The sequence below is a fragment of the Fibrobacter sp. UWP2 genome (assembly GCF_900141705.1).
In the GTDB taxonomy this organism is placed as follows: Bacteria; Fibrobacterota; Fibrobacteria; order Fibrobacterales; family Fibrobacteraceae; genus Fibrobacter.
Genome location: NZ_FQYM01000045.1, coordinates 1 through 13,633 on the forward strand (window position 1 = coordinate 1; position 13,633 = coordinate 13,633).

The following is a 13,633-nucleotide window of genomic DNA, read 5'->3' on the forward strand; positions in this document are numbered from 1 at the left end:
TTGCTTGGTGTTTTTTTGCTGAACCAAATTTACAAGTTGGAGACCACCTTTTTCTTTTTGGTTGCAGAAATTTCAACTAACTTTGGGGCATCTTCTGTGATTCTGTTTGGCGCACCTTCTCGTCTGTTGAAACAAAGTTTGGTCTTTGCACCGATGCCATACAGGATTCCATAGCTAAACTAACCTTGTTTGACGGCAGGGACTCCGTACATAGCAATTACGTTTGCCAAGACCGTAAGTGGACAATTCTCACCCATGGCCATGTTTACGGGACATGCACCAGTGAAATGCAGGATTTAATCGTCCTAGGAGCAAACTCGACCAAGTATGTTTGCGACGAGAATGCTTGGAGAACGTACAAAACAAACGAGAGTAACTATGGAATATGCACCAAGAACTACGTCAACCGTTCTGCCTATACTTCGGCCTATAGTTCCAATTATATGTGCAATGGCTCTGCATGGGTCTATGTCGACAAAGTGACATCTTACATTGGAAAGGTCTGTACTAACGCCAATTATGGTGAAACCGCAGTATACAATGACACCATTTACTCTTGCAATGAATCTTACAAGGCTTGGAGAACGACCTATGTCAACGCCACCTTGGGCAAATGCCCGTCTGATTCCGTTGAAATGTACGACATCAAGCGCTATAAAGGAATAGACTACCGCTGCATGTACAGTCGCTGGGAAGAACCCAAGGGACACGACAAGGAACTGGGCTACTGTGTACCAGAAAAGCACGGAACCTTGGCTACATCCAATGACACGTTGCTAATTTGTATAACCTACACCTGGGAAAAAGCAATACTCAACTACTACCTCGAGGGTTGCACTTCTGCCAAGCAAGGGACCTCCAAGACCTACTACGGGCAAAAGTTCACCTGCAACAACGGAAACTGGGACGTGGTCTACGGATCGTTCACGGATCCCAGGGATGGCCAGGTCTACAAGACCGTGGTCTTGGACAGCGTGACCGTCATGGCCGAGAACCTCAACTACAGCATGGAAAATAGCTGGTGCTACAACAACCAGGAAAGCAACTGCGACCAGTACGGAAGACTCTATAGCTGGGATGCGGCGCAAAACGCTTGCCCCACAGGGTGGCACCTCCCCGACGTCTACGAATTCAACGAGTTTTTGCAAACTCAACGTTTTGGCTACACCTTTGTTGACGGGTCCACATGGCAGGGACTCGATGATAGAACCAGCAACGTCGGTTTCAACCTCAAGGGAAGCGGATTCCGCAGGGCGAACGGCGGTTTTGATTACGAACACCGCGTGGCAGGCTTTTGGTACTCCAACGATAGCGAAACCGGCGACGACGGCTACATCTACTGCGTAAACGATTATGCTTCTGCCAGCAGCGAATGTACCCAAAGCATGCTGCACTACTTTGAGAAGGAACCTACTGGCGTAATCGGCATTTCTACATCTGCCTTCGCCTACCCCAAGGGTAGCGGCTTCTCTGTCCGCTGCCTCAAGGATTAAACCTCCTCAAAAGGGCAATTTATGACGTTTTTTTCGATTTAAAGGCCAAATACCCTTGACAAGCCCCGGGAATCTTTATATATTTGGCCTACCACTGGGGTGGTAGCTCAATTTTGGTTAGAGCACCGGCCTGTCACGCCGGAGGTTGCGAGTTCAAGCCTCGTCTATCCCGCGAAAAAAGACCTTCATTCGAAGGTCTTTTTCGTTTGTTGAACGAAGTGAAACAAACCAAATACACCCCTCTCGAAAGAGAGGGCTTTTCGTTTATCCGGTAGTCTCTACCAGAGCTCGATTCCGAACCCGACAGAAAATGTGTGGAGAATCCCCGAATAGTCCCCATCCTTGACTTTAATGGGATAGGAATCACTCTCCAAAGAAAACTCGGCGAAGTGCGCCATGTACTTTAGCCTGATCAAAAAAGCAATGTCCAGGTCCCCGATCCTTTTGGGGGTGGTCCCGCCCAGGCGGAGGTCCAAGTTTGTGCCCAATGTAAAGGAGACGTCGCTGGACCAATGGTCCATGACCAGTTCCGACATACCGAGGAACGGGGTCACCCTTACAAAGCGGCAATCAAACACGTTGACACCCAAGACGACAGAAGAGATGGAGAGCCCCTCGTCCCAGTCGTAGGATTCGCTGGACTCTGCCCTGTGGAAAGTCTGCTCCCCAAAATGGGCGTTCAAGTACAGCCTCTTGAAACGCAAATCAACGTCGACTACATAGTCACCATCGCGCCGGGACTCGTAAACGTCCCCTATTTTGCCGCTATAACCGCCAAAAGCAGCGGACCAGTACGCCCCGATGCCGCCGGAATAGTACTTGTGCTTGAGCGGGTTCTTGCGGAACTCGCGCAGTTCGTCCATGTATTTTTGCAGCGGCGGAATGACCTGCTCCTTGAGGTAGAATGCGTGCTCCGAGAGGGAGTTGTGCGCCGTAAAGTCCTTCGCGTAGGTCAAAAATTCCTCGGCACAGGTGGTGTCGCGCACAACCTTGAAGGCGATTTTGCCTCCTTTGTAGTTGAACGTCTCTATGCCCAAGACCAGTTCCGAGTACAGCATGGTCCGGTACAGGTCCTTGTACTCCTTTGAGATATCGGAGGCCTCGACCCGGGCGTAGAGCGAGTCTGCCACCTGCTTTGTGTACGGCGAGAGGTTCCTGTAGAGGTAGCGGTTTAGAGCGTCGTCGGCCGAGGCACGGGTTTCCTTGGGGACCGTCGCGGAGGAATCCAACATGATTTTGCGAATGCCTGCGTAAAGCTTGATGCCCTCCTCGTAGCGTCCCAGCTCCATGCTGACAAGGTACTCCTCGAATGCGATGAGCGGAGCCCCGTTCTCGATGTTCGCCCTTAGGTATTCAAACGCCTGGGCGCCCTTGGCGGTATCGCCGTTCTCGAGGGATTCCTTGAGCACGTCGCGGGCACGGGAGTAGAGCTCCTTTTTAGAGACGTTGCTGTCTGCTGTGGCAACGCCCACCAGCAAAAGCAATAAAACAATCAATCGTTTCATAAACTACCAGAAGTAAACGCCAAAGCCAATGTTTGCAAACAGGGAGACGCCGCTACCTTTGGCAAAACGGTTGTCTACGTTCACGTACGAAAGCCCCATCTTGGTGACAACGGCAAAAGTGACGAGTTTTCTGTCGGAGAGGAACAGGTAGGGCGTGCCCAGTTTCACGTCCAGGTTCACGCCCAAAATATAGGCGTTGAAATCGCCCTCAGAATCCTCCTCAATGTCGCCTTTATTGTAATCAAACTGCGGAATGTCTTCCTTGATTTCCATTTGGGTATAAGGGATGCTGATGCCCACATAGGGCCTTACCTTGAAATTGCGGCTGTCGTAGACCACAAAGCCGGCTCCAAGACCGTAGCCCCAAAAACCGTCAATGCCCGGGCTCACAATTTCGGCAAGCAGCGCAAGGCGGCTGATTTGAATGTAGAGTTCCGCGTTGATCATGTCGGCGGAAGGTTCAAAAAGGTCACTGCGGTAAAGGTCGTCCATGCCAAAGCTGATCCCGATGATGTCTGGGACCAGAATGTTGAGGCCAATACCTCCGGTGTAGAGTTTTTCTTGAATCACGTGCTCCTTGTTCTTCTTCCTCATCTTGAGCATGAAGCTAAACAAGTCCGCCCTCTCCACCGGCTCGTAAACGTTGTTTTTGAGCCATTCGGCGTCCGGGTCGTCAGGATATTGCTGCAGGTAGGCTTCCGCATCCTTTTTCAAGGTGTCGGCAACGCCTTGCAGGCGGTAAACGTCACGAAGCAAGACCAAAATCTTGATTTTTTTCTTTTGCTGGTCCGTCAAGCCGGAACTCTCGATTTGGTCCTTGATGTCGTAGTAGTAATTCTTGTCGGAGCTTTGCCCCTTGACCTTTTCGATCACGAACAAGCCGAGGGCGTCCTTGTCGTCAAGGACGTATTTGACATCGCGGCTGAACTTAGAGGAATCGTAAGCCGTCTGGTAATGCGATATCAAAAGTTCCAGGTAGTCGCTGTACATGCCTGCTTCCATGTAGGCGCACTCCTTTTCGATGTCGGAAAGGGGGTTCAAGTCGCGGGTCGCCAGGGCGTCAATGGACTCGATTTGCTCACGGATAGCCGCGGAATCCTTCCGCTTGATCCGTTCCAGCAACTCCTCACGGGCAATGTATATAGGCTCCCGTTCCGAGGGTCTGCTTTCCAGAGTTTTTTCAAAATCGTCCGTTGTGCTGGACGAATCTACCGTCGAAGCGCTGTCGGGAGCCTCCGACGCGGCTTTTTCGCCCATCAGGCTCTGTTCAAAATCGCTGAAATCCTTTGGCGATGCGCCCTGGGCAAAGGCGACTGCTGCAAGCAGAATCAGGAGCGGTGCAAAAACAATCTTTTTCATTTTCGCTCCTTATTGCTCATTGGACGGTTCAGGTTTGACATACAGGAAATCGGCCACAAAGGCTTCGCACTTTTTCATGGTACCGCCGTATACGCCGTACGAACGGTAGACCGTCATGTTCTGCAGTTTTTTTACAAAAAGCACGTTGGCGCCCAGCTCGCGGGCCTTCACCACCAAAAAATCCATGGCGGCCTCGACCGAGCATTGAGTCTCGGGATTGGTCGTAATGGTTGCTATGGGCACGCTGTTCGTGGGGGTCACGGGCACCACGGTGGCGTCCACAATCAAGAGCTTATCTTCTTTGGAGAGCGGTTCAAAGTGGTCGTACGTAATCATGACCAGATTGGCGCTGGAGCCGCAACCCGCAAGCATAAGGGAGGTAAGCACCACAAAAATCAAGGCTGCTCTTTTCATTAACGATACCTCATGCAGCGGATGGAGTAATAGTCGCGGCTGTCAATACCTTTAAAGACTGTGCTAGTCGCCGACTCCTCGTACGAGATGTCAGAAACAACGCCCGCCCAGTCGCTGGTATTCATTATGGCAATAGACTGCGCATCGTATGTCCTGAACATGGCGCGTTCGCCAACAGAAGTTTCGTAACCACTGATATAACCGCCTGCGGGAAGCGCCGAAAATTTAACGAGGTCCATCCCGCCAAATTCCCTGTTTGTTTCGGAGGAGACCGCCTTCAGCATTTTCCCGGCCGTGTATTCCCCACCCAGGATTTCAAAAAGGGATTCCCATTCCCTATCGCTTGGGAGACGGAAGCCATCGGGGCAAACATCGTTCAAAGAACTGCTACCTAAAGCGCTACCGTACGTCACTTTGTACAAGCGGCAGTTGGCCTCCCCAAAAGAACGGGAGCACAGAGAAGAGACCATGCTGTTGCCATCGTCATAATCCAGGTTCTCGGCCATCCATTCTATGCCGTCTACAATGGTCGTCTTGTAAGTGCGGCCATTGCGAGCATCCGTGAAGCTGGACTCCCTGTAGTCGACAGAGGGGATTTTGCGTTTTGCGGGTTCACCCGATTTGTATTGGACCGCATCGGCGAGTTCCTCATCGATTTCCTCGTCCGTCTTGAGTTCCCTCATTTTTGTCCACTTCTCGTCGATGCAGGCGTATACGGTGGAATTACTTTCTACATAGAATACGTCCCCTTCCGAAGACGAATTGCATTTGGGCCCGTTATACGACAGATCATCTACAATGAAATCGACTGCCTTATCGCTATAGCGATCGCTGGGGTCGTACCCCAGCTCCGAGTTGCAGGCCACATAAAAAATGGCCGTAATAGAGAGTGCAAAAAACTTTATCATAGCCATAATATAGTTTATTCTTAAAATGGTCTGCTAGTCTTCTAGGCAACGCACAGAAAAAGCGGTCTTGTTGTCCTTGGGCATGAACTGGATTTCTTCGCTATAATAACGCAGCCAGAACACCGACTTGTCTGCAGTCCACATGTATGAGCTGAGGGACTTGTCAAAGTAGTCTCCCGATTCACGGCCGCCTGCCGGGTAAGCGTTAAAGCCCCACAGGTTCCAGCCCTGGCTCCCCTTATCGCTCCATTCTTCACGGGAACGGAGGGCGCTGCCGTAAAAGACGGCGTTTTGCAAAGCCTGGAATTCCGCCGCCGAGGGAAGGTGCCAGCCTTCGGGGCACACTTCGGAAGCCTGCTCGTAGCTGTAGAGCCGGCCAAACTTTTTGCAGATGGTGGTATCGTCGTTGTAGCACCAGCTCCCTTCCACGTCGTAGGCCATGTTCTCGGCCATCCAGTTCTGCTCGCCTATGCGGATCGTTTTGTATTCAGTCCCCTGGTATTCCAGCGTACCGTACTCAAAGGGAATCTCGTCCAGGAAGGCAGAATCCAGATCCCCTTCAATGGTCAAGTATTGAGGCGTCTGCATGCAACGCACCGACATGCCGTGGTCCTTGTAATAAAAGCCGTCGCTCAAGTAGTCGGAATCGTAGCGGAGGGCGTAGCCAATGCTGGTCCCGTCGTCCTTTTCGACGGAAGACCAAAAGAAGGCGTATTTGCCGGTGCTCATGAATTCGCCGTTCTCGCTGTTGCGGCGGCCTGCGGGCATGCCATAAAAGCCGAAACGGTTGGTGGGCTTGCTGGCCGAATCCGAGACTTCCCAGCCTTCTACAGTCTTAATACCTACCCCAGTCTGGACCCCCATGTTGTTTTGGGTGGCCGAAAGCACTTGCTGCCAGTCGCGCGAAGTGGGCAAGCGCCACCCTTCGGGGCAAATGCCGGTCACTTTGCTGTTGGAGTTACCGTACGCTTCTGTAACGTACTTTTTTTCGATGTTCATGGCCGCCGTCCACGAATACAAGGGACCGTACTTGGCGCAGCTGTCTTTGGAATTTTCGTAGCACCAAATGCCGCCCTTCAAGTTCGGAGTTTTGGAACTGTCCACATAGCGGAGGTTCTCGGCCATCCAGTAGTCCGAGCCGATTTTGACCACAGAATAAGTCTTGCCGTCGCGTTCGTCCGTAAACTTGCCGTCTTTAAGCACTATGTTGACTTGGGGTCCGAAGGCGATATCGTCGTCATAGCTCCCATTGTCGCCGCAAGAAACGCAAAGCATTAGTGCCGGTACTGTGAGCAGAAAGCCCTTGAAATTCATAAAAACTCCTTGAAACAAAACCCTAATAAGCTTTAATATAAAATATTATAAATAAAAAGATAAAAAACGCCCCCGAAGGAGCGTCTTTTGGTCGCGGCTGAGCCGCTAATACTAGCAGCCGAGCTTAGCAGAGAGGTAAGCTTCGAGTTCGTCGATCTTCACCAGTTCCTGCTTCATGGAGTCGCGTTCGCGGACGGTCACGAAGCCGAGCTTTGCCGGATCGGATTCACCCTCGCCCACAGTGTCGAAGTCGACGGTCACGCAGAACGGCGTGCCGAGTTCGTCCTGACGGCGGTAGCGCTTACCGATGGACTGCGTTTCGTCGTATTCCACGTTCCAGCGGTTGAGGAGCTTCTGGTAGAGTTCTTCGGCCTTGGCCTTCACCTGGCCCTTCTTCACGAGCGGGAGCACGGCGACCTTCACCGGAGCAATCTTCGGGTCGAAGTGGAGCACGGTACGTTCGTCGTTTTCGAGCTTTTCCACGTCGTAGGCGTCGCAGAGGAGCACGAGGAGCAGGCGTTCCACACCGAGGGACGGTTCCACAACGTACGGGATGTAGCGCTTGTTCTGCACCGGGTCAATGTATTCCTGCTTGACCTTGGATTCGTTCTGGTGCTGCGTCAAGTCGTAGTTCGTACGGCTGGCGATACCCCAGAGTTCGCCCCAGCCGAACGGGAATTCGTATTCGACGTCGGTGGTACCGTTGGAGTAGTGGGAAAGTTCTTCCTTGGCATGTTCGCGGAGGCGGAGCTTTTCCTTGTTCACGCCGAGGTCGTTCACGAGCCAGTCGAAGCAGTACTTGCGCCAGAAGTTGTACCAGTCAAGTTCGGTGCCCGGTTCGCAGAAGAATTCGAGTTCCATCTGTTCGAATTCGCGGGTACGGAAGATGAAGTTACCCGGAGTGATTTCGTTACGGAAGCTCTTACCGATCTGGCCCACACCGAACGGAATGCGCGGGCGAACGTTGTCGACAATGTTCTTGAAGTCAACGAAGATACCCTGGGCCGTTTCCGGACGGAGGTACACCTTGTTGCCTTCGCCTTCGATCACGCCGATTTCGGTCTGGAACATCAGGTTGAATGCGCGGGGCTTGGTCCAATCGGTCTTGCCGCAGGTCGGGCATTCGATCTTGTTGTCCATCATCATCTGGTGGACTTCGTCAAAGTTCTTGCCGGCGCAGCAGCCTTCGCCGAGCTTGTCTTCCAAGAGCTGGTCGGCACGGAAACGTTCGTGGCAAGCGAGGCAGTCGACCAGAGGGTCAGAGAAGTTGCCCACGTGGCCGGAGGCCTTCCAAACGCGGGGGTTCAAAAGAATAGAGCTGTCGAGACCGAGCACGTCCTGGCGGCTGGTCACGAACTTTTTCCACCAGAGGTTCTTGATGTTGCGCTTGAGTTCCACGCCATACGGACCGTAGTCCCAAGTGTTGGCGAGGCCGTCGTAAATTTCGGAGCCGGGGAAAATGAAACCGCGGCGCTTGCAGAGGGAGATGATGTCCTTGAGGGCATCCTGAACTTTCTTTGCCATTTTATAATCCTTTATCGGCTTATTCCAGCCGGACTAGGAACCTACCTGGATGGTAGGCCCTGACGGGGGCAAAGATAGTAAAAACGAAAGCAAACGATTGTTGACAGAACCGGGCGCAATATCTATCTTGAACCCATTACCGCCCATGAATTTTAAGACCCTTTTTATAACGCTTGCCCTACCCTTGGCGATTTTTGCCCAGGGCGACAACGTGGCAGAAGAGCCAAAGCCCGAAATCATCACCGAAAGCGAATTTTCGGGCGACAGCGCACGCGACGCCAATGACGCGGGTAATTCCGAAGAACTTGCCGAAGCCGATAGCGCCGAGGCCGCCGAAGACACCACCGAAATGACCCAGGAAGAGGCCGACGCCGAGCTCGCCGCCGACATGGCAGCCGCCGACTCCACCTCTGCCGACAGCGTCATTCAGTCGCTCAACCTCGACATGACCACCGCCTACATGCCCTCCGAGAGCCGCCGAATCGCTGGTCCATACGGCATTCGCACCTACCGCATGCACCGTGGCGTGGATCTGGGGCTTTGCCACGGCGAAGACCGAACCATTCGCGCCGCCTTCGCAGGCGTCGTCACCAAAGTCCGCAACCAGGGTCGCCGCAAGGGCTACGGCAAGTACGTGATTATTGACCACGGGAACGGCCTCACCACACTCTACGCCCACCTCGCCAAATGGACCGTGAATGTGGGCGACACCCTACAGGCCGGCGACACTCTCGGCATTGGGGGCAACACCGGACGTTCCTTCGGTGCCCACCTGCACTTCGAGATGCGTTACCACGGCATCTACATCGACCCCGCCACGGTTTTCAACTTTACCGAGGGCACCTACGACAATGTGGTCGCCGTCATCGACCCCGCCATCCTCCAGGCAAAAGAAGACGAGTACCAAAAGGAACTCGCCAAACACCGCTACTACAAGGTGCGCCGAGGCGACTGCCTAGGCAAAATCGCCCGACGTTACGGGATATCCATTACCAAGCTCAAAAAGCTGAACGGCCTCAAGGGGAACATGATTCGCCCGGGCCAAGTGCTCCGCTGCTCTTAAAATTTTCCGTACTAAGAGTAAGCCTTCGGCTCAGTTCGAGTCTTTCTCGACAAGCCTCTTGTATGTGTTGTCAATGAGAATCGCGCCAATCGGGGCTGTAATCATGATCGATATCGCGGCGAGCGTGAGCACGTTGTTGCCGCAGGCAAGCCCATAACTGAGCGGCACCCCGCCAATTGCCGCCTGCACAGTCGCCTTGGGCGTATACGCCAGCATGCAGAACAGGCATTCCTTCTTGTTGAACTCACTCTTGGCGACACTCATGAGTACGCCTCCCATGCGGAAGAACATGGCTCCGAACACCACGGCAATCGCGCCGACACCCGCCGTAAAGGCGTATTTTACATCCAGGGCGCTCCCCACCAGCACAAAGAGGATAATCTCCGCCGCGACCCAGAACTTGCTGAACTTGCCCGAGATACGCTTTGCGAGGTCCGGGTGCTTCGCATTGATGCACGCCGCAATCGCGACAACGGCAATCATCCCGCTAAAGGGCACAATGTGCGCGATGTCGTGCTCTAGCTCGTTCAGAAGGAACGCGAAACTGAAGATAATGAGCACCTTCACGGTGTCACGCATGTGCTTTTTTTTGAAAAACCAGACAAGGGACAGCCCGCAGGCAATACCAACCAATCCCCCAAGGCCAATCGAGACGGGAACCGCCATGAAGCTCGAAGCCGTGACCTCCTCCCCCTTCAAAAGGGCGAGGAAGGCAGCGAAAGACACCAACACGTAAACGTCGTCGAGGGACGCCCCCGCCAAAAGCATCTGTGGAATGCCCTTTTTGACGCCACGGCGCTCGTCGCGCATGCGAAGCATCCGCGGTACCACCACCGCGGGCGATACCGCGGCAATAGTCGAACCCATGAGGGCAGCCTCCCAATAGGTGACGCCCATGAATATGGGTGCAAGCACCACTACGCCCACAATCTCGACCGTCGCCGGTACAAAGCACATCATGAGCGCCGGCCGGCCAATTCGCTTGAATTCTTGGATATTGAACGTAAGACCAGCACGAGTCAAGATGATGACGAGGGCAAGTTGCCGCAAGTCCGCCGATATGTTCAAAAAAGCAGGCCTAAGCAGGTCGAGCGCATGCGGTCCAAGTATAATGCCCGTAAGCATCATGCCAAGGATTCCGGGGAGTTTTAGCCTTGTAAAAAGGTTGCCCAGGAGGAGCCCCAGCAAAAAAATAAACGCCAACGACGTCAACATAGCTGTGCCAAAGATAGAAAAATTTGCCAAAACCTAGCAAAAAGACGAACCCGGTTTCGCCGACACCGAGCACCATCAGGTAGTTCACCAGGCCCTTGCCGGTTTCGCCGAGGGCGTTGCAGGCGTCCGCAGCGGACTTACCCACGTACCAGGCAGATGCCATCATGCCGATGCCACCGAAGATGCCCACACCCAGGTATGCAGCCCAGTTGGCCGGGGCCGCCTGGGACTTGTTCAGGATGTACATCATCAGCAACATGCCGTAGATTGTCTGCGCAATCGGCGCGCCCACGAAGATGAGCAGCGTAAACAGCGCGTTCTTACCCTTGAGATACGCCTTCTTCCAGGCCCCGATGGCTGCCATGCCGGCAGTCCCGCAGCCCAGCGCAGAACCCACCGCGGCAAGGCCCAGGGCCGCCACCGCGCCGAGTTTCGCGAGCGTTAAAAGTTGAGCTTGATCCATACGTGTTACCTCGCTGGATTAGAGCACCATCATGGAGAACACGAGAACGAACAGGGCCACGGTTTCCACGATACCGAGCACCATCAGGTAGTTCACCATGCCCTTGCCGGTTTCACCGAGGGCGTCGCAGGCCACGGCCGCGGACTTGCCCTGGTACCAGGCAGAAGCCATCATGCCGAGACCGCCGAAGATACCGGCGCCGAGGCAGCCGCCCCAGTTGGTAAAGCCGGATTCAGCAGCCTTGCTCAGGATGAAGTTCATCAAGAGCATGCCGTAAATCGTCTGGGAAATCGGGGCACCCACGAACACCAGCAAGGTGAAGAGTGCCGACTTGCCCTGGGCATAAGCCTTCTTCCACATGGTGATGGCGGACATACCAGCCGTTCCGCAACCAAGGGCGGAGCCCATTGCCGAAATGCCGAGAGCGGCAGCAGCACCCCTATAATGACCGAACAACCTTTGGTTGTTCTCTCGCCAGCACGACTCGCTTACGCTGAGTCGCTTTCTGGCTCACGGTAGCGAGAGTAACCATTGTATTCGGTTCCATCGTCTTCTTTTGGGCGTTCCCCACACTACCGTGTGGGTCGGGCTATATTCTGGGGGCAATCGGCTTCGCTTACGCTTGCCGCTCACCTCCCAGAACCAAGCCCCGCTGCGCGGGTCTTGTCCCCAAGGGTCACTATCCCTAACGCAAATGCGGCAGGAACCGCCTTTCATTCATATTTACAGAGATTCGAGCAACTTCTTGAAAAGTCGCTCGCCAATATGCCGGCCGCTGGAACGCAGGATTTCCACTGCCTCACGGATTTCATCGGCAGAAAGGAACCCTTCTTTGTAGGCAGCACTAAAAATGCCAATCGTTCCCATTATGTTGAAACCGATGGACTTTGCGACATGTCTCGCGCGTATCTCGTCCACGAGCAACAGGTCGGCTTTCAACCTGTCGGTAAGGACTAGCGCCTCGCTCTCGCCAAGGTCAAGCCCAGTTGTTCTCCTAAAAAGGGACACTTCTTGTGGGTTGACATCCTGAATCCTGATGAATTCGCATTCCTGGATTTCGGACGCCTCTTCCGCAAAATCAGGGTTGGCAGTCAGTTCGTCGAAAACGCCCTGCGGAATATGGACAGCCCCAAAAAGGCTTTCCAGCAAATCAAGGCGTCGAATTTTTAGGAGGGAAATTAGCGGCGTGGTATCGGAGACGACAATCATACCTGTGCGGCCTCTTTGGCTTTCAGGCGTTCATAAGTCGCCACATCCTCTTCCACCTCGCTCCAATCCATGTCGAAATAGGCAAAACCCTCTTTGGCGTAAAGTTCGATAAGTTGCCACTTCGTGATACCGAGAATTTCTGCGGCACGACCATGCGAAATGGTCTCGTTCTTCACGAACGGATGCAACAACAAGGCCAACTGGACAAGTTCGCCATCTGGCTTCGTAGCAATATACGGTTCCATAGCCACGGGAACCTTAAGCTGCACTGTTGTCATTTCCATAGGGGCCTCCATCACTAATATATATTTTTTTTACGGAAAAGGCAAGCCTAACTCACCCTTGGATTTTCAGCGGTTCGCACTAGAACAAGGCCTTAGCAGCCTCTTTAAGGCCACTGCCAATCTTCGCTCTTCCTCTCCTCCAGAGGCAAGGCCAAGACGCAACGAAAATTCCCTTGCGACATAGTCAGCATAGCGCTCGTTAGAAATTTCACTAAAATTGCAGCGTTCCAGTTCTTCACGAGGTGCTTCCAGCGAATTTAGGGAATCCGGCTTGGCCAAATAGTAGGCCTGTCTGAACAAGTCTCTATAAGAATTTTTGACCGATTCTTGAGAGGATTGCGAAAAACGTGACAGCCATCTTTCGGCCAGTTTGTCGAAAGTTTTTTCAAGAAAATCTTCTAAGGATTCACAGGTTTTCCCTTCAAAACAATAAAGTATTCTTTTTTCAGGGATTAAAAATTCGCTAAGCCCGTTTCTTAGACCACGATATATAGCCCAATGTTCTACAAGATTTCCAACTACATCGTAAAGAAAGGCATGGCCATTTTTACATTCGCACATTCCATCATAGTTCCCATACTCATCATATATTTCATACTCTCCATCTATGGGCATGCCGCGCCTGTAATTCAACCTAAATGCAACAGTTCCATTTTCATGATACTCTATCTGCACTCCATCAGGCATTCCCCTATCCATTTCCATTTCACGGTGAATATTGCCGTTTTCATAATAATTGACAGCCTTCGAGCCACAGTATTCATCATCGACAAACAATGAGAGATATGAAGATGCCCCAAAGTTAGTTGAAATTTCTGCAACCAAAAAGAAAAAGGTGGTCTCCAACTTGTAAATTTGGTTCAGCAAAAAAACACCAAGCAA

At 52.8% G+C, this 13,633-nt stretch carries 14 protein-coding genes and 1 tRNA gene; 3 read left to right on the forward strand and 12 right to left on the reverse strand.

All coding sequences use genetic code 11. The annotated features are described in order from the left end of the window. The first annotated feature begins 287 nt into the window (after nucleotides 1-287). Nucleotides 288-1,493, forward strand: a complete 1,206-nt coding sequence (locus tag BUB55_RS13015; RefSeq protein ID WP_073192185.1) for an FISUMP domain-containing protein — start codon at nucleotides 288-290, stop codon at nucleotides 1,491-1,493. A 96-nt stretch (nucleotides 1,494-1,589) separates the two neighbouring features. Continuing rightward, nucleotides 1,590-1,665, forward strand: a tRNA-Asp gene (locus BUB55_RS13020). Nucleotides 1,666-1,771: 106 nt separating this feature from the next. On the opposite strand, the gene BUB55_RS13025 is transcribed toward BUB55_RS13020, so the two are convergent. The 6 genes from BUB55_RS13025 to BUB55_RS13050 form a co-directional block, all read right to left on the reverse strand. Next, on the reverse strand, nucleotides 1,772-2,998 hold the full coding sequence (locus BUB55_RS13025; RefSeq protein ID WP_073192187.1) for a hypothetical protein: 1,227 nt from the start codon (nucleotides 2,996-2,998) through the stop codon (nucleotides 1,772-1,774). A gap of 3 nt (nucleotides 2,999-3,001) precedes the next feature. Beyond that, the gene (locus tag BUB55_RS13030; protein ID WP_073192190.1) at nucleotides 3,002-4,357 is read right to left on the reverse strand and encodes a hypothetical protein; all 1,356 of its coding nucleotides are present in this window, start codon (nucleotides 4,355-4,357) and stop codon (nucleotides 3,002-3,004) included. 9 nt (nucleotides 4,358-4,366) lie between these two features. Then, the gene (locus BUB55_RS13035; protein ID WP_143153075.1) at nucleotides 4,367-4,771 is read right to left on the reverse strand and encodes a hypothetical protein; all 405 of its coding nucleotides are present in this window, start codon (nucleotides 4,769-4,771) and stop codon (nucleotides 4,367-4,369) included. Beyond that, nucleotides 4,771-5,679, reverse strand: coding sequence for an FISUMP domain-containing protein (locus BUB55_RS13040; protein WP_073192194.1), 909 nt, complete (start codon nucleotides 5,677-5,679; stop codon nucleotides 4,771-4,773). The genes BUB55_RS13035 and BUB55_RS13040 overlap by 1 nt, the downstream gene beginning before the upstream one ends. A 33-nt stretch (nucleotides 5,680-5,712) precedes the next feature. After that, nucleotides 5,713-6,993 carry an FISUMP domain-containing protein gene (locus BUB55_RS13045; protein ID WP_073192196.1) on the reverse strand — a complete coding sequence of 427 codons (1,281 nt, stop codon included), beginning with the start codon at nucleotides 6,991-6,993 and terminating at the stop codon, nucleotides 5,713-5,715. Nucleotides 6,994-7,104: 111 nt separating this feature from the next. Further along, a complete protein-coding gene (locus tag BUB55_RS13050) occupies nucleotides 7,105-8,517 on the reverse strand; it encodes a glycine--tRNA ligase (protein WP_073192198.1) in 1,413 nt (470 codons plus the stop codon). 145 nt (nucleotides 8,518-8,662) lie between these two features. On the opposite strand from BUB55_RS13050, the gene BUB55_RS13055 reads away from it, so the two are divergent. Then, on the forward strand, nucleotides 8,663-9,580 hold the full coding sequence (locus BUB55_RS13055; protein ID WP_073192200.1) for a peptidoglycan DD-metalloendopeptidase family protein: 918 nt from the start codon (nucleotides 8,663-8,665) through the stop codon (nucleotides 9,578-9,580). Nucleotides 9,581-9,610: 30 nt separating this feature from the next. On the opposite strand, the gene BUB55_RS13060 is transcribed toward BUB55_RS13055, so the two are convergent. The 6 genes from BUB55_RS13060 to BUB55_RS13085 all read right to left on the reverse strand — a co-directional run. Beyond that, complete coding sequence (locus BUB55_RS13060; RefSeq protein WP_234971940.1) at nucleotides 9,611-10,768, reverse strand: cation:proton antiporter; 1,158 nt, start codon at nucleotides 10,766-10,768, stop codon at nucleotides 9,611-9,613. After that, nucleotides 10,659-11,258: a V-type ATP synthase subunit K gene (locus BUB55_RS13065; RefSeq protein WP_234971939.1), complete on the reverse strand. Its 600-nt coding sequence runs from the start codon at nucleotides 11,256-11,258 to the stop codon at nucleotides 10,659-10,661. Before BUB55_RS13065 ends, BUB55_RS13060 begins: the two co-directional genes overlap by 110 nt. 18 nt (nucleotides 11,259-11,276) lie before the next feature. Continuing rightward, nucleotides 11,277-11,714: a V-type ATP synthase subunit K gene (locus tag BUB55_RS13070; protein WP_073192205.1), complete on the reverse strand. Its 438-nt coding sequence runs from the start codon at nucleotides 11,712-11,714 to the stop codon at nucleotides 11,277-11,279. Between the two features lie 267 nt (nucleotides 11,715-11,981). After that, nucleotides 11,982-12,467 (reverse strand): PIN domain-containing protein, encoded by a 486-nt coding sequence (locus BUB55_RS13075; protein ID WP_073192207.1) that lies wholly within the window; start codon nucleotides 12,465-12,467, stop codon nucleotides 11,982-11,984. Next, nucleotides 12,464-12,751 carry a UPF0175 family protein gene (locus tag BUB55_RS13080; protein WP_073192209.1) on the reverse strand — a complete coding sequence of 96 codons (288 nt, stop codon included), beginning with the start codon at nucleotides 12,749-12,751 and terminating at the stop codon, nucleotides 12,464-12,466. The genes BUB55_RS13075 and BUB55_RS13080 overlap by 4 nt, the downstream gene beginning before the upstream one ends. Before the next feature lie 66 nt (nucleotides 12,752-12,817). Next, a partial coding sequence (locus BUB55_RS13085; RefSeq protein WP_369828174.1) for a toxin-antitoxin system YwqK family antitoxin occupies nucleotides 12,818-13,633 on the reverse strand: 816 nt, incomplete at its 5' end.